At 40.5% G+C, this 19,758-nt stretch carries 15 protein-coding genes; 10 read left to right on the top strand and 5 right to left on the bottom strand.

Going from position 1 to position 19,758, the window contains the following annotated elements; translation table 11 throughout:
* The first annotated feature begins 183 nt into the window (after positions 1-183).
* Positions 184-525: a hypothetical protein gene (locus tag AAEY94_RS15830; protein WP_101086466.1), complete on the top strand. Its 342-nt coding sequence runs from the start codon at positions 184-186 to the stop codon at positions 523-525.
* A gap of 42 nt (positions 526-567) precedes the next feature.
* On the opposite strand, the gene AAEY94_RS15825 is transcribed toward AAEY94_RS15830, so the two are convergent.
* Positions 568-879, bottom strand: a complete 312-nt coding sequence (locus tag AAEY94_RS15825) for an EscU/YscU/HrcU family type III secretion system export apparatus switch protein (protein WP_041413136.1) — start codon at positions 877-879, stop codon at positions 568-570.
* 11 nt (positions 880-890) lie between these two features.
* Positions 891-3,074, bottom strand: a complete 2,184-nt coding sequence (locus AAEY94_RS15820) for a hypothetical protein (protein WP_350979218.1) — start codon at positions 3,072-3,074, stop codon at positions 891-893.
* Positions 3,075-3,461: 387 nt separating this feature from the next.
* Between AAEY94_RS15820 and AAEY94_RS15815 the strand changes: the two genes are divergently transcribed.
* Both AAEY94_RS15815 and AAEY94_RS15810 read left to right on the top strand, forming a co-directional pair.
* Complete coding sequence (locus AAEY94_RS15815) at positions 3,462-4,196, top strand: MlaA family lipoprotein (RefSeq protein ID WP_502959406.1); 735 nt, start codon at positions 3,462-3,464, stop codon at positions 4,194-4,196.
* A 46-nt stretch (positions 4,197-4,242) separates the two neighbouring features.
* The gene (locus tag AAEY94_RS15810; RefSeq protein WP_101086469.1) at positions 4,243-5,364 is read left to right on the top strand and encodes a response regulator; all 1,122 of its coding nucleotides are present in this window, start codon (positions 4,243-4,245) and stop codon (positions 5,362-5,364) included.
* A 717-nt stretch (positions 5,365-6,081) separates the two neighbouring features.
* Here AAEY94_RS15810 and AAEY94_RS15805 read toward each other — a convergent pair.
* Positions 6,082-7,590: a peptide MFS transporter gene (locus tag AAEY94_RS15805; protein ID WP_101086470.1), complete on the bottom strand. Its 1,509-nt coding sequence runs from the start codon at positions 7,588-7,590 to the stop codon at positions 6,082-6,084.
* Positions 7,591-8,123: 533 nt separating this feature from the next.
* Between AAEY94_RS15805 and AAEY94_RS15800 the strand changes: the two genes are divergently transcribed.
* The 6 genes from AAEY94_RS15800 to AAEY94_RS15775 all read left to right on the top strand — a co-directional run bounded on the left by AAEY94_RS15800 (position 8,124) and on the right by AAEY94_RS15775 (position 14,323).
* Complete coding sequence (locus AAEY94_RS15800; protein WP_101086471.1) at positions 8,124-8,771, top strand: OmpA family protein; 648 nt, start codon at positions 8,124-8,126, stop codon at positions 8,769-8,771.
* 25 nt (positions 8,772-8,796) lie between these two features.
* On the top strand, positions 8,797-9,630 hold the full coding sequence (locus tag AAEY94_RS15795; RefSeq protein WP_194956191.1) for a mechanosensitive ion channel family protein: 834 nt from the start codon (positions 8,797-8,799) through the stop codon (positions 9,628-9,630).
* A 355-nt stretch (positions 9,631-9,985) separates the two neighbouring features.
* Positions 9,986-11,710, top strand: a complete 1,725-nt coding sequence (gene poxB / locus AAEY94_RS15790) for a ubiquinone-dependent pyruvate dehydrogenase (protein ID WP_162023596.1) — start codon at positions 9,986-9,988, stop codon at positions 11,708-11,710.
* Between the two features lie 370 nt (positions 11,711-12,080).
* Positions 12,081-12,674, top strand: a complete 594-nt coding sequence (gene tpx / locus AAEY94_RS15785; protein ID WP_335692435.1) for a thiol peroxidase — start codon at positions 12,081-12,083, stop codon at positions 12,672-12,674.
* A 46-nt stretch (positions 12,675-12,720) separates the two neighbouring features.
* Entirely contained in the window at positions 12,721-13,731 is a 1,011-nt protein-coding gene (gene ltaE, locus AAEY94_RS15780) for a low-specificity L-threonine aldolase (RefSeq protein WP_101086474.1), read from the top strand.
* 223 nt (positions 13,732-13,954) lie between these two features.
* The gene (locus AAEY94_RS15775) at positions 13,955-14,323 is read left to right on the top strand and encodes an acyl-CoA thioesterase (protein ID WP_101086475.1); all 369 of its coding nucleotides are present in this window, start codon (positions 13,955-13,957) and stop codon (positions 14,321-14,323) included.
* Between the two features lie 140 nt (positions 14,324-14,463).
* Here the strand turns inward: AAEY94_RS15775 and AAEY94_RS15770 are convergent, their stop codons facing one another.
* Complete coding sequence (locus AAEY94_RS15770; protein ID WP_101086476.1) at positions 14,464-14,829, bottom strand: cytoplasmic protein; 366 nt, start codon at positions 14,827-14,829, stop codon at positions 14,464-14,466.
* 267 nt (positions 14,830-15,096) lie between these two features.
* Positions 15,097-16,245, bottom strand: coding sequence for an L-threonine dehydrogenase (yiaY, locus tag AAEY94_RS15765; protein WP_350979216.1), 1,149 nt, complete (start codon positions 16,243-16,245; stop codon positions 15,097-15,099).
* Positions 16,246-16,648: 403 nt separating this feature from the next.
* Here yiaY and AAEY94_RS15760 point away from each other — a divergent pair, with 403 nt between their 5' ends.
* On the top strand, positions 16,649-19,711 hold the full coding sequence (locus tag AAEY94_RS15760) for an EAL domain-containing protein (protein WP_350979215.1): 3,063 nt from the start codon (positions 16,649-16,651) through the stop codon (positions 19,709-19,711).
* Positions 19,712-19,758: the final 47 nt, after the last annotated feature.

Below are 19,758 nucleotides of genomic sequence, written 5' to 3'. Positions count from 1 at the left end.
ATCAATGTCCTTCGAACTATTTCTTAACCTTTATATTTCTGCAATACATCATCGATTAGTTTACTCAACAGTACCTTTTATCTCTGTTATTTATGACATTGTTATTGGCGAGAACGTTTTTTTCAGGATCACTTGCTGCAATATTAGCGATACAGTCCCTCACTGTTCGATGCTGGAGCTGTGATGGATTTCATTTGGTTGTTAGGTTTACTGGCCATCTATATTCCAATCCAAATGTGTATTGATACGTACATTGTGTATCGAACTGACGTACAACAAAAAGGTTGTGATTACCTGTTGGCATTTATTCCGTTGCTGACGTTTGCCTATCCAGAGCACTATTTGTATAGTTTTATCTCTTTAGCGCTCATTGTACTGTATGGCATATCACTGCGTTATTATGCTGCATTTAATGATTGGCTTGATTTTGATCAAGATCGTTTAGCTGGATTGTGTCTCGGTGGGTTGGGGGTTGGTGGCATAATTATCACCGCGAGTTTGATTTACCAATTTGTACAGCATTAACCTAAGATAATGTAGGTTTGACAATTTTATCGCTGAATGGCGTTATGCTTGAGCGACAATTTTTTGATGAAGATTATCCCATTGTTCTGGGAATTTTCCATCCAGCATATACACAAATGCAATCAATTCTGCGATTAAAAGATACAGCTCTTTAGGTACTTCATCACCTAATTCTAATAGCTGCAAAAACTCACTTAAGTGTGGATCTTGATGTATATGGATCCCCGCTTCTTTAGCGATTAATATCATCTCCTCGGCAACTAAGTCCTTACCCGTAGCAGTAATTTTAGGAGCACTTTTACCATCAAAACTGAGTGCAACTGCTTGCTGTATTTTTTTCGAGTCATCTTTCATTATGTTCTCTATTAAGCTCTGGTTTTGACTAAATAGTGATCGCCGGGTAATAACGTCGCTGGAATTTGGGCCAACTGTGTTGTGAGCTTACCTGGTGTAAAACCAATTTGTGTAATTTTATCTGACAGTGTTTGGTTAAAACGTTCTACTCTCGTAAGTAGCGTTTGGTTGTTGCCTTTAAATTGGATATCAAGCACATCTGCCTGCTTATGAGCACAAATCAATAATGATCCTTGGGCTAAATTAAATTTGAGTTGTAGCTTCCATCCTGCTTTTTTATCTTTGTCTGAATCATTTTCTTGTTCAAATTTACCTTCAAACTGTTCATCACGTTGGTTGATTGAATAGGGGAGAGCAAAGTACCAAGTCATGGCTTGATTGGGATCGGTGCTTGCATGTTGGTACAGCGCAATACTGTTAGCCAATTGTGCCAAAGAGTCTGCCCCTCCTAACTTATCTAATGCGGCTAACAGACCTGAATTAGCACTGAGTTTACTCAAGGTCCGTTGTTGCAACTGCGCAAGGTGGGCCTGAAGTTTATCGCTGATCCCTGAGCCTGTTGATTTTGTTTTCACCCCTAATAACAACTGGAATAGAGTTGTGATAGCGCTACCAGAAAACAGAGGCGAGGGTAGTGAGTTAGTTGAGTGACCTAGCTGAGTGTGGGCAAGATTAAGCGCCGCTAAACTGTATAGCTCACTGCTGAGTAATGCTGGATCACTTAATGCACTTAATGGATGCGGGCTAATTTGTGGCAAATGCTTAAACAGTTCACTGGCCAGATTATGTGGGACTTGTTGGCTTAACTGCTGTTTTACTGGCATCGCGCCTGCTTTTGATAACGCTTTATTCAGCACTTCTATTGGTGCAGGGTCACCGTTCAATTTGTTTAATGCGTTGTTGTTGGATGCATTGTTGTTTAATGCGCTGTTGTTTAATGCGCTGTTGTTTAATGCATTGTTGCTTGGCGCATTGCTCTTTGCACTATTGTCTATCGCAGAAGCGGAGTTTGCTTTGGGTGTGTTTTGTTCCGCTAATGATTTTGTCGATAACGATGTTTGCTCTACCGTGTTGGTAGCATTTTTGGCTAGATTGGCTTGCTGAGCCATATTGCTGGTGGTTTTAGTGAGATTCGATTCAGATGATAGTCCTGATGGATTAGGTTGTTGTGTTACCGGCCCCCCGGTTTTTACTGTAGCACTATCTTGGCCGATTTTGGCTGAAAAAGGCGTTAATTCAATAGGCGTTTTTTGTTGGGTATCGCTTCCTTTTACCGCATTATCAAGTGTAGGCAGTGGTGTTGACTCTAGCTTTTTTAGAAATTGGCTGAGGATTTGTGCTGGTTCATTTTTAGTGATGATGATGTTTGCTGCTTGAACAGACTGATCTGCTTGAGGCGTTGTGGTGAGTTTCGTTAAATTAACGGTTATTTCAGCAATGACTGGCGTGAGCGCAAGTTGCAATTGCTGATGCTGCACCACCACCTTAGCTAAATATTGGCCTGAGTTTAACGCGGTGTTTGGCGATAATTGGATGCTTGTGCCACCAGAAAAAGTTAATTTCCCTTGGTCTATTATCGCTGTAGGCAGAGGATAACCTTGAGTTCTGGTTGCCAGCGTTGCGAGTTGTTGTGTTGATACACCATTTTGCTTTGCCAGTTCCTCAAGACCTTGTGGTAAGGAAAGCTGAATGGGTTGTGCCAAAAGCACTAATTGAGTGGTAACTGTTTGGGCGGGTGATGTGGCCGTTGAGCCAGCAGAAGCCGCTGACATTACAGGGGTGGTAGCTTGGTTGTTGATGACTTCTGTTTGAACTACGGGGACATTTGCACTGGAAACGGCACGAGCCACAAGTTTAGCGTGATCGCTTGCTATAACGACTTGCGCTGTCTGTTGTAATAATTTTTGCAGTTCAGCGGTCTTGTTTAGTTGATATTGCTGATTTTCAATGGTGACGTCGAGTTGGGCGTTTGCTGGTGGTTGTAACACTTTGACGGGCAATAATACGGCTGCTAAATCTGATTTAGTGGTCGACGAGCTAGATACCGCGGATTTGTCATTTGAAGTTTTTGTTGGTAAAGAAGGACTATCGGTTTGAGTTTGTTTGCGCTCAGCCAACTTCTGCGGACTTGCATCTGCAGGTTTTATTGTGACGGTATTGACCGTTTTTTGAGGGAGCGTTGTTGGTACAGCCATAGAAATCCTTTCAAACGAACATGTTTGTCTATTGAAATCAATCTACATGTCAGTGAACAATATTAACCACATTTACAATTTTTTGATTGATATTGTCAAATGGCACAGTATCCTTAGCTCCCTGTTACCTTATTGGGGTAACATACAGGGTTTTATTGCCATTACAGTGAATGATTGCTGATAACACAGACGTATGAGTAAGGCCTGACTGAAAATAGTGAATAATAACAGCCTTACACTTGCTTGCTAAATTATATCGACTTGAACAAAAATTGCTTTAATAAAAAAGACAAAAATAGCAGTTTGTTGAGTAGTACCTTTTGTCATTTTAAAGAGAATTATATGAAGTATAAATGGATATTACTTCAGGTGTTTGTTGCCGTTAGCATGCCAGTGTATGCCGAAGCAGAAGCACCTCAAGTTACCACATCATCACGTCCTGCGGTCGAAATCAAATACAATGATCCTCGCGATCCATTTGAAGAAGTTAACCGCACAATGTGGGACTTTAACTATCTGTTTTTAGATCGGTATATTATTCGCCCAGTTGCCCATGGTTATAAAGACTATGTTCCTAATCCAGTCAGAACGGGTGTTAATAATTTTGTTTATAACTTAGAGGAACCTAGCTCTCTGGTGAATAATACCTTGCAAGGAAAGTGGGGATGGGCTGCTAATGCCGGCGGTCGTTTTACGGTTAATACCACCATAGGTTTACTGGGTTTAGTCGATGTAGCTGACATGATGGGGATGCACCGTAAACAAGATGATTTCAACGAAGTGTTGGGTTATTACGGTACACCAAATGGCCCTTATTTTATGGCGCCGTTTTATGGCCCAATTGTGACAAGAGAAATCGCCTCTGATTGGGTGGATGGTCTATACTTTCCTTTATCTGAGCTAACGATGTGGCAGTCAGTATTAAAATGGGGTTTAAAAGGCTTGGATGCTCGCTCTAAAGCCATTGATCAAGAAAGATTATTAGACAATGCTCTTGATCCTTATGCTTTTGTAAAAGATGCCTATTTGCAGCATATGGATTACAAAGTTTTTGATGGTGATGTGCCATCTAGTCAAGCGGACGATGAGTTACTTGACGAATATTTAGATGAACTAGAATAGTCGAGGCATACAGGCACCTCGGCAGTGTAGTTTGCGAGGTTGTTGTATGGCGCTTACTGATGTCGAGATCCTCTTTGTTGAAGATGACCCGATATTTCGCCATGTCGTTGCTGATTTTTTGCAGCGGCAAGGTGCTCGGGTTCAACAAGCATGTAATGGCGATGAAGGCATAGCCCTTTTTTCCGATGCTATTTTTGATATTGTTATTGCAGACTTAAGCATGCCAGGCCTTCATGGTTTGTCGATGCTTAAACAAATGCAAGATATTAATCCTGCTATACCCGCTATTGTTATTTCTGGTAATGATGTGATGTCTGATGTTGTCGAAGCATTGCGCATTGGTGCCAGTGATTATCTGACTAAACCTATTGCTGATTTATTCATTATTGAGCAGGCAATCATACAAGCGATGATGTCAGCCGCTACGCCGATGAATGTTTCTGGGCAATCGCATTTACAAGAAATGAATGAGTTATCTTACCAAGAGCTTACCGATAACTTATCTTTACTTGAGCAAAATGCTCAAGCGGCCAAAAGTGTTCAGCAGCAGTTATTTCCTGCGTCGCATATCTATTATCCCAAAGCCGAAATCAATTACAGTCTATTTAAAAATAATGATGTTAGTGCTTACTTCATCGATTCTACAATGGTGGGGGAGCATCATTTAGTGATGTATATGGCACACTTTTCACCTGAGGATAATAGCGCCGCTTTTGGCTGTGTCTTATTGCGTAGTTTTATTAATCAAAAACTTAAGTTATTTAGAAATGGTTTAAGTAATACCTTAATCGAACCTAATAATATGTTGTCTTATCTTCATGAGCGTATGGTGAAGTCTGGGTTACATATTAATACCGATATTATTTATGTGTGCCTCGATTTGACCCGCTACCAGTTATCAATAGGGCAGTCTGGTAAAGGATTAAGGTGCTATTTACGTAACGGTAATGAGCTTACTCCTCTAGCATTGCCAGAATCAGCACCTCTTGGCAGTACCGTATGGGATAAGCCGAGTATGCAAACTAGAACCTTGTTACTGGATGAACAAATTTGTATTGGCACACATTTTTATGAGCATAAACAACAACTGCTTGATAACCGTTTTACAGGATTGGTTTATCAATCCGATATTAAAGCAGGTGGCTTTATGCAGTTAGCGTGTCGCTGATCATTGTTTAAGTCTATCTAGACACCAGACACTAGAAACCTAGAGCGCTGCGCTGCTAGGACGCTTCGCGGCTAGAGGCTATAAAAGCAAACTGCATAGCGAAGCGACTTTAGCAGGACGAAGTCAGCTCTAGCAGCGAAGTGAACCTAGCAGGATGAAGTCAGCTCTAGCCGCGAAGCGATCCTAGCAGGACGAAGTCCGCTCTAGCAGCGAAGCGATTCTAGCAGAACACAGTCCGTTCTAGCAGCGAAGCGACTTTAGAAGGACACAGTCCGTTCTAGCAGCGAAGCGATCCTAGCAGGATGAAGTCAGCTCTAGCAGCGAAGCGATTCTAGCAGGACGAAGTCCGTTCTAGTAGCGAAGCGAACCTAGCAGGACACAGTCCGTTCTAGCAGCGAAGTGAACCTAGCAGGATGAAGTCAGCTCTAGCAGCGAAGCGATTCTAGCAGGACGAAGTCTGCTCTAGCAGCGAAGCGATCCTAGCAGGATGATGTCAGCTATAGCAGCGAAGCGATCCTAGCAGGACGAAGTCCGCTCTAACAGCGAAGCGACTCTAGCAGGACGAAGTCCGCTCTAGCAGCGAAGCGACTTTAGCAGGACGAAGTCAGCTCTAGCAGCGAAGTGAACCTAGCAGGATGATGTGGGTATATAAAAAATCCCCTCACAAGTGAAACTTGGAGGGGATTTTATTAAGAATAACAATTACATCAAAACCAATTAACGTTGAATTCCTTCATGTTCGGCCGTGACTGCAATTTCTTCTTCTAATACTTCTTCTTCAGTCTCATTTTTGTTTTCTGCACCGTGCATCCAGTCAACTAATTTATCTGACATTAGGTATAAAATAATACCTGAGACGACCGCGGTAATACCAATGCCGGCAAAAATTGCCATTGCGTTAGCGAGTTGTTCTTCGACTTCGCCGCCATGGCCAATCAATGAACCGACTAGGCCACCAATTTTGTTTGCAGCAGCAATAAATAGGAACCATGCACCCATCATTAATGATGCAATACGCAGTGGAGCCAGTTTAGTGACCATCGATAAACCAATTGGTGATAAACATAATTCACCCATGGTGTGGAAGAAGTAAGCTCCTACTAACCACCACATGCTTGATTTAACTGAAGCGTCGCCACCCATTTCGAACACTGCGCCCATCATGAATAAGAAACCAATGGCCAGTAAGAATAAACCTAACGCAAATTTAACGGGTGAGTTAGGTTCATTTTTACCTAAGCGGATCCAAATAGAGGCAATCACTGGAGCAAAAACAACAATAAAGATAGCATTGAGTGATTGGAAGTAAGTGGTCGGTACTTCCCACGAGCCAATCATACGATCGGTGAAATTGTTGGTGAACAAGTTCATTAATCCGCCTGCTTGTTCGAAGCCAGCCCAGAAAATAATGGTGAATAACCCCATTACCATAATGACTTTAATACGGTCACGTTCAATCTTAGTTAGTGGTTCACTTCTGGTTTCACCTCTCGCTGCATTTTTTCTTTGTTCTACTTTAGCTGCCGGTTCGGTACCGATGTCGCCAAGTAATTTTTGAGCAAAGAAAAATTGAATAATCAACGATAAAATCATACCAACACCGGCGCAGAAGAAGCCTGCTTGCCAGTTATTGATAAACACGTCTTCACCACCAATAACCACTTCATGACCAAATGAAGTGTAAGCCCAAGCAACGATAAAGCCTGACAAGGCTGCACCTAAGTTGATGCCCATGTAAAATATGGTAAATGCGCCATCACGACGGTGATCACCAGCAGGGTATAAATCACCTACCATTGTGGAGATATTTGGTTTAAATAGGCCGTTACCTATAATTAGCGTCCCTAAACCAATATAAAACATAGTGGTTTCTAAACCCGGCATCCAGCTATGTGGTGCTGCAAGCGTAAATTGACCCGCTGCCATTAAGAAGCCACCAATATAAATGGCTTTACGTTGACCCAATACGTTATCTGCTAGCCAGCCACCAATTAATGGTGTTAAGTAAACTAAACCGGTAAAAGTACCATATAGAGATAATGCGTCTGCTTGGCTCCAGCCTAAACCACCACCTGCTTCATTGCTTTGCACTTTATCTACCAAATAAAGTACTAAAATTGCACGCATTGCGTAATAGCTAAAGCGTTCCCATAGTTCTGTTGTAAAAAGCAAGAACAGCCCCTTAGGGTGTCCAAACAATGTACCTTGTGGTTTTGCGTCACTCATTAAGTCTTCCACCTTAAGCTTGTGATTGCCTGTGAGAAAATATCGTCACAGAAATAATTGTTTGCAAGAGTTGTCTATGATTGCCTTATCAACTAACACTTGAAATAACGGGTGTTTGACCGTGATGAAGCAATACTGAGCAACTTTATTGTTTATTTTTTATATTAAATAATGTCAGTTTGACGCTGAATGCTAACCAAACATCAAAAAGCTAACCTTATATACCCTTTTCATGCCGACAAAGTCAATGTTAATGCGGGGAACAGAGAGGTTAAGCTTGTTATAAAATGTGTCAATACAAACAATCAACTATCAGTAATGTTAGTTGTTTGTATTGTTTTTGTTGCAAAGTTGGCTGGAAATTAATAAGGTTTTCTGGCATCGAGCCGATACCTATATCACGCTTAAGTGACATTTTAGTTAAGCATGATGGTGCAAGGTGTTGATTATAAAGTGTTGTCTTTTAATTTAAGCGATAAACAGTTAAAATACGATTCTTTAACAAATTTCGATGTCATGTCGAAGAGGTATTTATGACTATCATTCGAGCTGTGACATTGATTTTAATTGGCTGTTTTATCTGCACTGCCCATGCCTGGGTTGATACAGATTTTGACGGCGTTCCTGATAAAAAAGATGCCTGTAATGATACCCCTGTTAACAGTGTTGTTATGGCAAATGGTTGTATTGATACTGAATTGTTGATTGTTGATGAGGATGCCGAAGATGATGCTGAGTTTGATGAAGCTGAATTAGGCGCGACAGTAACAAATAATTCGGCCCTTATTGCTGAACAATGTCGTCAACAACGAGATGTTTCTGTGGCAGTAGATTGTTTTGGGTCTATTCTTCAACCTGTGTATTTTGATTTTGATAAATCAGTAGTGTTGTTAACTCAGCGGCCAACCTTGGTTAGGGTACAGCAATACATTGAGCAACATCCTCAAGTGGCTATTCGTTTAGAGGGACACACTGATAATATTGGTAGTGATGCTGTTAACCGCTCACTATCACTTAAACGTGCAGCCACCATTAAAGATTTACTCGTAAATGAGTACCAATTTCAACCGACGTCGATTGAGATCGTTGGCATGAGTAACAAAAATCCGATCGCGGATAATGCCACTATAGAAGGGCGTCAGCGTAATCGACGAGTAGAATTTATTATATCGGCAGAATAAGACTGCTATTAAAATGGAGAAAGAAATGGAACATATAGAAGGTTTAGATGCTTTAGTGGAGCAGGCACCTGAGTTTTTGATGACTTATGGTCTTAAAGCGCTAGCTGCTATTGTTATTTTTCTCATCGGTAAGTATTTTTCCGGTGTAGCAAAACGCATAACAACCAAATTATTGACCAACCGCAAAGTGGATACAACAGTTGTTTCGTTTGTGGCAAACTTAGCGTGGATGTTGGTGTTTGTATTTACTATTGTCGCCACGCTGGGTCAAGTTGGTGTGCAAACTGCGTCATTGGTTGCGGTTATCGGTGCCGCGGGTTTAGCAGTAGGTTTAGCATTACAAGGTTCACTTTCGAACTTTGCATCAGGTGTATTGATGGTGCTTTTCCGTCCATGTCGCGTAGGTGACTTTATCGAAGCGGCTGGTGTTGCCGGTGTAGTTGATGAAATTACCATTTTCTCAACCCGTTTACGTACTGGTGACAACAAAATGATTATCGCGCCTAACTCAGCGATTATGAACGGCACTATCACCAACTATTCAGCACTAGAAAAGCGTCGTATCGATTTAACGATTGGTGTTTCGTATACTGCTGATATCGCTAAAACTAAGAAGGTATTAGCGGATATTTTAGATAATAATCAGTTTGTGTTAAAAGACCCTAGTTATACTATCGGTCTAGCTGAGCTTGCTGACTCTTCAATCAACTTTGTTGTACGTCCGTGGGTTAAAACACCAGACTATTGGACTGCGCGTTTTGAATTGCTTGAGCAAATCAAGAATGCATTAGATGCAGCTGAGATTGAAATTCCATTCCCACAAATGGATTTGCATGTGAAAGAAGTTCCAGCAAAATAATATTGCAGACAAGTTAATCTTCTAAAAACCAGCATTTGCTGGTTTTTTTATACCTAATATCCGCTCTACTCCCCAAAAACCTCCTGAATTGAGTTGTTTTTTGTGCGTCAATAATCATCTAGTTAGTCTTACTTTTACTATTTACTGTTTTTAGCAGCCATAACGCCTTATTTCATAAATATATATTTTTTTGAACATATAAAAAATAAATGTTTATGAAAAAATAACCATTTAGCATTGTTAAGCAGCGTTTCCAAGAGGATGATAATTAAAGGTAAGATTTTTGGTTGTCATTGATTAAAAATCTACTGCTGCACCTTTTTTCATCAAATTTCATACTTAGGAGTATCTTAATATGAGTCAAAGTATCGCAAGTTTTATTACTCAAACCCTTGAACAAGCAGGCGTGAAACGGATTTGGGGGGTAACTGGCGATTCACTTAACGGAATTAGTGATAGCTTGCGAAAAATGGGTACGATTGAATGGCTAGGAACACGCCATGAAGAAAGCGCTGCTTTTGCCGCAGGTGCAGAAGCACATATTTCAGGAGAGTTGGCCGTCTGTGCTGGTTCTTGTGGTCCAGGTAATCTTCATTTGATTAATGGTTTGTTCGATTGTCATCGTAATAAAGTTCCAGTATTAGCCATTGCTGCTCATATACCTTCATCAGAAATTGGCAGCAATTATTTCCAAGAAACTCACCCACAAGAATTATTTAAAGAGTGCAGTGTTTTTTGTGAATTAGTTTCCAGCCCTGAACAAATGCCATATTTACTCGAAACAGCCATGCGTCAGGCTATCTTACATAATGATGTTAGTGTGCTGGTTCTTCCGGGAGATATCGCGCTTAAGGCGATGCCTGAAACGACCAAACCAAAATGGAACGTCCCAAAACCTGCTTCTTATATCGCTAATTTAGCTGACACAAAAACACTTGCTACTCACCTTAATAAAAGCGGCAAAGTCACTTTATTGTGTGGTGCTGGCTGTAAAGATGCTCATGATGAAATTGTTGCCTTAGCCGCAAAACTACAAGCACCCATTGTACATGCCATGCGCGGTAAAGAGTTCCTTGAATATGATAACCCTTACGATGTTGGGATGACTGGGTTTATCGGCTTTTCATCTGGTTACCACGCAATGCAACAAGCAGATACGTTGTTGATGATAGGCACCAGCTTCCCTTATCGAGCTTTCTATCCAGAAAACATCACTATCTTACAAATTGATAATCAGCCCGCGTCACTCGGGAGACATGTGCAGATTGATTTTGGTGTTCTAGGGGATACCAAAAATACCGTCACTTCACTGCTTGAACTTATTAAGGAAGGCCGTTCTAGCGCTCACCTAGAGCAGTGTGTTAAAAACTATCAAGAATCCCGAAAAGATTTGGATGTTCTCGCCAATGGTAAAACATCACATAATTTAATTCATCCACAATACTTAACCCGTCTGCTTGATGAGCAAGCAGGTCAAGATACTATCTTTACCTGCGACGTTGGCACGCCAACAGTTTGGGCTGCTCGTTATTTATCGATGAATGGTCAACGTCGTTTAATTGGATCATTTAACCATGGGTCAATGGCTAATGCATTGTCACAGGCAATGGGAGCTCAATCACTGGATCGTAATCGTCAGGTAATTGCAATGTGTGGTGATGGTGGATTTTCGATGTTGATGGGAGAGCTACTCTCTCTGAAACAACTTAACCTACCGATTAAAATTATTGTTTATAACAACCGCTCACTGGGTTTTGTCGCCATGGAGATGAAAGCCAGTGGCTACTTATCAAATGATACTGATCTAGAGAATCCAAGCTTTGCAAAAATTGCTGAAGCTTGTGGTCTGAAAGGGATCCATGTCAACGATCCAGGCAAACTACCCGAAGCAATGGCGGAAATGATGGAGCACTCTGGGCCAGTTGTTCTTGAAGTCGATACGGCGAAACAAGAGCTTGCGATGCCACCAAAAATTAAGTTCGAACAGGCGAAAGGCTTTAGCGTTTACATGATGAAAGCGCTAATTAATGGTAAAGGTAATGAAATTGTTGAGCTGAGTAAAACCAACTGGTCACGTTAATCAAATTCCGTTCTTATTGGGCTCGGTCATTTAGCCCTTTAGGAAAGTATATGATCGTTAAGCGTTACATCGTAAAATGCCTTGTCGATATTACAATAACTAATAATGTCTAAACTGTAGATTGAGGCTTATTAAGTCACTAAACTGGCTTTTAAAGAGTATCGAGAAAATTTTATCTAGTAATATCGATTCAAAGTTAAATATATAATATTAAAACTGATTAACTATCTTTATCATAAGAGCACTGAGCCATTAGCTATCATTTGCGTAACTATTGGCTCTAACTATTTCTACTGGTGTCATGTTTACTAAGATCTCTCGTTAGCACCCAGTTCAAACCGCTCATCAGTACCTTTAACAGGAGTTTTCCATGAAGCTATTTTCTACCATTGCAGTGATCACATTATTATCCTCATCGGTTATGAGTGCCCCCAGTTTTGCTGGCGAGAAAACCATGATTACTATGGGGGGAACCCCTGTTGCTTTAGAAGGTAAAATACCGAGTATAAATACGGTTGCACCCTTGTTTACTGTTGTGGATGAAAAGTTTAATCCAGTCAGTTTGAGTGACTTTAAAGGTAAGACGATACTCATTAGCGCGGTACCCAGTTTAGACACTGGCGTGTGTGCATTACAGACCAAACGATTTAATAAAGAGTTTACTCAATATGATGCCAATGTGGTCATGTTAACCATTAGCGAAGACTTACCGTTTGCTCAGAAGCGTTTTTGCCAAACCGAAAATGTGGATAAAATTAAAGTGTTGTCTGACTCCGTATGGCGTGATTTTGGCGAAAAGTATGGTTTGTTGATCAAAGACCGTGGTTTATTAGCCCGTTCAATTTTTATTATTGATTCTCAAGGCATATTGAAATATCAAGAATTAGTGACTGAAGTAAGTGAACACCCAAACTACGAAGCTGCTTTAGCGGCATTAACAGAAATTTCATCAGCGGCGAAGTAGTTGCGTAGCTTCCATAATGTTGAGTAAAAGAGGATAGAGATGCAGCATGATTGATTTTCGAAGTGATACGGTGACTCAACCGACTGAAGCAATGCGTTTAGCCATGTCGAGGGCGGAGGTCGGTGATGATGTTTATGGTGATGATCCGACCGTCAATAATTTACAAGATATGGCTGCAGAGATGTTTGGCTTTGATGGTGCTCTGTTTGTCAGTTCTGGTACGCAAGCTAATTTATTGGCATTGATGTCTCATTGTGAACGCGGAGATGAGTATCTTTGTGGTCAACAAGCTCATAACTATAAGTTTGAAGGCGGCGGGGCAGCGGTATTAGGCAGCATTCAACCTCAGCCTCTGAATAATCAAGCTGATGGCAGTATTTTATTGAATGATATTGAAGCTGCGATTAAGCCTGATGACGTGCATTTTGCAAGAACACGGTTATTGAGCTTAGAAAATACCATTGGCGGCAAGGTATTAAACCAAGATTATTTATCCCAGGCACAAAGTCTTGCGTTTAATCGTGGGCTTAAAATTCATTTAGATGGTGCCCGGGTTGCCAATGCTGCGGTTGCGCAGGGCATTGCTATTGCCGATATTACTCAATACTTTGACTCTGTATCGATTTGTTTATCAAAAGGCTTATGTGCACCGATTGGGTCGATTTTGTTAGGCGATGAGCGATTAATTGGTAAAGCGACACGTTGGCGTAAAATGCTCGGTGGTGGAATGCGTCAAGCAGGTATTATCGCTGCAGCGGCTAAGTTGGCGTTAACTGAGCAGGTCGATCGTTTAGCGGATGATCATTACAATGCAAAAACCTTGGCTTTGTTGTTGGCTGAAATGAGTGAGTTTGCTGTCGATGTTAGTTTGGTGCAGACCAATATGGTTTTCGCCACACTCGCAGAACATATCGACCCTAAAATGCTTACTGCCAAACTGGCCGATAAAGGCATTATCATTAGTCCGAGCCGACAGTTGCGCTTGGTGACTCATAAAGATATTAGTGCTAATGACATCAGTGTTTTTGTGAATACGTTGAAGCAAATTATTCGCTAATCAATATCAGTTAATATTCATTTTAAAGGCCATACTCAGTGTGGCCTTTTTCTTTTTTGGTGCGAAGATGCATTTATTTTGGGCATTCTGAGAGTTTTCTAATTTAAAAATATATTTATCACATTGATTATTAAAGCTTAATATACTTGGCTTGATCGTTGCTACTTATTTGGAGGTATGCGCCTAACGACGCAAAATTAATAAGTCAGATAATGAGGTCACTATGAAATATTTCTCACGTCATATCATCATGCCTATTCATCTTAATAGCACTCAAAGCTTATGTTGTGGCCAGTTATTAAGTTGGGTTAATGAGGAAGCAACAATTTTTGCCAGTTGCCAAATGCGCAGCCAATTCCATATTGCCAAAGTGATATCGGAAATTAATTTTATGGCACCGGCACAAACAGGCGACATTATCGAGTTTGGGTTTGAGCTAGTAAGCTTAGGTCAAAGTTCAGTCACTGTTCGCTGTAAAATACGTAATAAAGTCAATCATGCGCCGATTGCTTTCATCGATAAGATGGTATTTGTCAACGTGAATGAGAATGGCTTACCCATTCCGCACGGTATGCGAGCCAATGCCGCTTAATTGTATTTCTATTATCGTGGGTTCGTGTTCGTAAGTATGTGTTACGACAGGGCAAGAACTTATAGCCATTGACAATAAAACAGCAAAAAATAAGGAGCTATGATAGCTCCTTAATGTTGATGGTAAATAGACTTGATGTATTATTCGACTTTAGCGATACGCTGTTGATAATCATCGATTAAATGCTCCATTATTTGATTCGGAGAAGCATCTTGGCAGCAGTTGTCTAAATAGATTTTAAAAGTGACAAGGGCATGGCCATCATGCTTAAGGCGGCTACTTTGCATGGCAAAATAAGCTTCTTCATTATCGGCCTTTCGAACCACAAAATCGTCTAGTTCAAATGATTTGGTGCCAGAGAGGTTGTGCCATTTAGTGATACGGTCTAGAGCAATTTCACAAGATTGGTTTACTTCGATATGGTTGAGCCATGTTGCAGCTTGTTCGTTTTCTTTATAGTGCGGGCATCGAACGGTGTAATTATATATATGAGTGATTGCTGTCATTGTTTACCTACCTATTCGCTATCTAAGTGTTTTCACTATAGACCTTATTTTTTATATTGGTCAATCCTTATTTCAAGAACTTAGATCTAAGCATCACTTTTTACTAAATTAAAAATAAGCTGTTGTCATAGTTGATTTTTTACATTAAACGGCAGATAAAAAAGCCCGTAATAAAATACGGGCTTTATGCTGTGCTATAAAACGAGTTTAGCTTAATTCTGGTTAATAACTATTTGATAATTGCTTATTATCCCTTGCTGAGGTTAGTTATAAAGCGTTTGTGAACATTTGACAGATCTCTTGATGTGTCGCTTGTTTCGGGTTAGTAAAGCCACAAGCATCCTTGAGAGCATTGTCTGCTAAAGTTGGGATGTCTTGTGCTTTTACGCCTAGCTCGGTTAAATTAGCAGGAATGTTAACCGCTTTTGATAATTGCTTAATGGCGTCAATGGCCGCTTTAGCGCCTTGCTCGTCTGTCATTGCTGCTATGTCGACACCCATAGCTTTTGCGACATCAGCTAAGCGTGCAGGCACAACTTGGGCGTTATAGGTTTGTACATGAGGTAGCAATAATGCGTTACAAACCCCGTGTGGTAAGTCATAAAAACCGCCAAGTTGATGTGCCATAGCATGCACATAACCAAGGCTGGCATTATTAAAGGCCATGCCCGCTAGAAATTGTGCATAAGCCATGTTTTCTCTGGCTTGAATGTCATCGCCTTTTTTAACTGCATTAATTAAATTGGCTTGGATCAGTTCAATAGCTTTGATTGCACACGCGTCGGTGATGGGATTGGCTGCAATAGAGACATAAGCTTCAATTGCGTGTGTTAATGCGTCCATCCCGGTTGCAGCAGTCAGTGATGCTGGCTTTTCTAGCATCAGTTCAGGATCATTTACAGATAGAATAGGTGTGGTATTTTTATCGACAATGGCCATTTTAATGTGCCTTGCCTCATCGGTAATAATACAAAAGCGTGTCATTTCACTTGCTGTGCCTGCGGTAGTGTTAATCGCGACTAAAGGCATTTGTGCTTTAGTTGATACATCCACACCTTCATAATCTTTAATGCTACCGCCGTTGGTGGCCACGAGTGCGATTCCTTTAGCGCAATCGTGCGGTGAACCGCCGCCTAAAGAAATAATCACATCACACTGATTGGCTTTTAGTAGTTCAAGGCCTGCAGCAACATTACCTGTTGTTGGGTTAGGTTGAACGCCATCAAAAATAACCACTTCAATACCATTGGCATTGAGTTTATCTGCAACCTTTGCCACTAAACCAATACTCACTAGTGGTTTGTCGGTGACAATAAGTGCTTTGGTAAATCCAAACGCGTTGATGTCTTTAATCGCTTCATCTACGCTGCCTTGACCCAGAATGTTGACGCTTGGAATGAAAAATTTAGTCGCCATATTGATTGTCCTTTATATAGAATTAAGTTTTCTCTTAATTAAACATACCAATAACATTGCAGTTATTATGTGACGTGAAGCTCGTTAACGTCGATTAAGTCACAATCAATAGGCCGTTTTATTACCAACACGACATTTTCCAAGTAACTGTGATCTAGGGTGATATTTTTTGACACCGACACTATGGTTGGTCGGTTATTGCGCATTTTGTTGTGTTGGATAGGATGACAATTTCTCTTAAATAATATTATCGAAATTTCAGATGAATATTATGCCCTTTATATATAGAATGGTTCACGGTATAAAGACGATAAATCATAGTGTTAGTTTACTTCTACTATACTAAATAGAGACAGCTTGGATGCTAATGTGCTTGTTAAGGATGGATAAGGGAAATGTATAGATGTTTGGTCTAAATGTTTTTTTCTCAATTTTAGAAAATGCAGCGCTATTACTTGCGCTAGTTTATGTTTACTCACTCTCTCCTACGCATCAACGTAAGGTGACGCCTTTTTTATGGCAATTTTTAATGGGCGCAGTTATTGGCACTATTGGCGTTGTTATTATGATGGATCCCTTGGTTCATCAACAGGAAATATTGTTTGATGCCCGCTCGGTAGTACTCTGTTTAAGTGGACTGTTTTTTGGAGGTATTCCAACACTTGTCGCAACCATTATCATGGCGCTTTATCGCTATCATTTGGGTGGCGTTGCTGTATGGGTTGGTATATTTGCGTTAAGCAGTAGTGCGGTCATTGGATTAGTGTGGCGTCGGTACCGTCGGCATGAATTAGATCAAATTCGTTATCGTGAATTCTACCTTTTTGGCGTTATTGTTCATTCCCTATTGTTGTTATGGCTATTTTTATTGCCATTTGATCAAGCGTTACACGCTATCAGTGTTGTGTCTTTGCCTATCATGCTGGTATTACCTTTATTGACTATGGTCATCGGTCATTTACTTGCAAAAATAGTGTTTCGTGGGCGCGATATTCAAGTCAAATTACAAGAAGATTTTCTTTTCAACAATCAATTTGATATTGGCAATATTGGTATTTCTATTACCACTAAAACTAAGCATTGGTTGAGAGTTAACCCCTATTTATGTCGAATGTTCGGTTACAGCGAAAATGAATTAAAGGCGTTAACGTGGGCTGAATTAACACACCCAGATGATTTGAATAAAGATTTATTATTATTTGAGAAAATGAGTAAAGGCGAACTCAATGAATATGAAATTGATAAGCGTTTTATTGCCAAAGATGGTTCGGTCATTTATACCCATGTGACCATCGCCTGCCGCCGTCATGTTCAAGACAATACTTTCCTAGTTATTGCCGGTTTTCTTGATATCACTCATCAGAAACAGGCCGAACAAGATTTATTGCAAAGTAACGAGCAACTTGCGCTGGTACTCGATAGCAGTGAGTTAGGCGTGTGGGACTGGGATGTACAACACAATCGAATTCGTACGAATCGATACAGTGCTGACATTTTGGGTTGCTCAATGGAAGAGCTTAATCAGCATCCTAAATTGTGGATAAATGCGATACAGCTAAAAGATAAATTTAAGTTTCTTCGCAGCATTAATGAAATTGTAAAAGGTCGCTGTATAAGCCAACGAGTGGAATATCAATTAACTAATATGGACGGCGACAGTCGGTGGATTTTGCAAACAGGAAGAGTGGTTGACGTTGATGATAAAGGTAAACCGCTTAGAATGTGTGGTACTCATAGTGATATCACTGATATCAAGCAGGTTGAAGACTCGCTAAGTATTGCAGCATCTGTATACCAAAACTCCAGTGAAGCCATGAGTGTGTTTACTGCAAAGGGCATTATCATTGATTCAAATCCTGCCTTTTCTTTTATCACTGGATTCAGTCAACAAGACATACAAGATCAGCATTTACGTATGTTTGAAACAGATCTTCAGCCCCAACATTTTTATCAACAATTAAGCCAACAGCTTAGCCAGCAGGGACATTGGCATGGTGAAGTGTGGATGCGTCGTAAAAATGGTGAAAATTACCTTATCTTATTAACCATTAATTCAATCATCCGAACAAAGTCGCAGGCTGCGCGATTTGTTGCGTTATTTTCCGATATTACCGAGAAAAAGCAAACTGAAGAGTTGATATGGCGCCAGGCTAATTATGATGCACTTACCGGTTTGCCAAATCGTAGGATGTTGTTAACATTTTTGAATCAAGAGGTATTCCATTCTGACCGACAGCATAATCATTTTGCATTGATGTTTTTAGACTTGGATTTTTTTAAAGAGGTTAACGACACGTTGGGCCATGATATGGGCGATGTATTGTTAATTGAGACGGCGGAACGCTTAAAAAACAGCGTACGCGAAACCGATGTTGTCGCCCGTCTTGGTGGTGATGAATTTACCATAGTGTTAACTAATCTTGAAGATACTCATGGGGTCGAACGTGTTGCACAACAAATACTTAAACGACTTGCAGAGCCTTATTTATTAGGTGATCAAACGGCCTATATTAGTGGCAGTATTGGTATTACGTTATTTCCAGACGATGCAAAAACAACCGAAGCATTATTGAAGAATGCCGACCAAGCCATGTATTCGGCAAAATCCCATGGTCGTAATCGGTTTAATTATTTTACCTCCGCAATGCAAGACGATGCACAAAAGCGGATGGCGTTGATTCAAGACCTTAAAGTGGCGATTATCCAGCAGCAATTTGAGTTGTATTATCAGCCTATTGTGGATTTAAGCTGTCAGCAGATCATCAAGGTGGAAGCGTTAATTCGTTGGAACCATCCAACAATGGGGTTAATTCCACCGGCAGATTTTATCTCTATTGCTGAAGATACTGGGATGATAATCGATATTGGCAATTGGGCTTTTTATCAAGCCTGCGAGCAAGTCGCAAAATGGAAGACACAATTTAATCACCATATTCAGATTAGTATTAATATGTCACCAGTACAGTTTAAAGACGAGTCGACCGATGTTGAAAATTGGCTTAAATACATGTCTTTACTCGCGCTGCCTACCAATAGCATTTGTATTGAAATCACTGAAAACCTACTACATGACATTGAACCTAATGTTGAGGCTAAATTGCAGGCTTATAGTGATGCAGGTATGCAATTGTCGCTTGATGACTTTGGTACTGGCTATTCATCATTACCCTATTTAACCAAATATAATGTAGATTATCTTAAGATTGATAAATCTTTTGTGGGTCGATTGGCTGCCAAAAACAATGATATGTGTTTGTGTGAAGCGATTATTGCAATGGCTCATAAACTCGGTATCAAAGTCATTGCCGAAGGTGTTGAAACCGAAAGTCAACGGCGTTTATTGGCGTCTGCTGGTTGTGATTATGGCCAAGGATATGTATTTTCGCATGCCTTGTGCCGCGATGATTTTGAGCAAAAGTATTTAGTGGAAAAAGTAATACCATTGCAGGTTAGTCAGCAGATATAACGTTAGTACTGTGACTCTTCATTCAAAACCGGCGTGACCCATCGTGA

The organism is Shewanella sp. AC34-MNA-CIBAN-0136, from assembly GCF_040309945.1.
In the GTDB taxonomy this organism is placed as follows: Bacteria; Pseudomonadota; Gammaproteobacteria; order Enterobacterales; family Shewanellaceae; genus Shewanella.
This window is presented reverse-complemented; position numbering and strand designations above follow the sequence as displayed.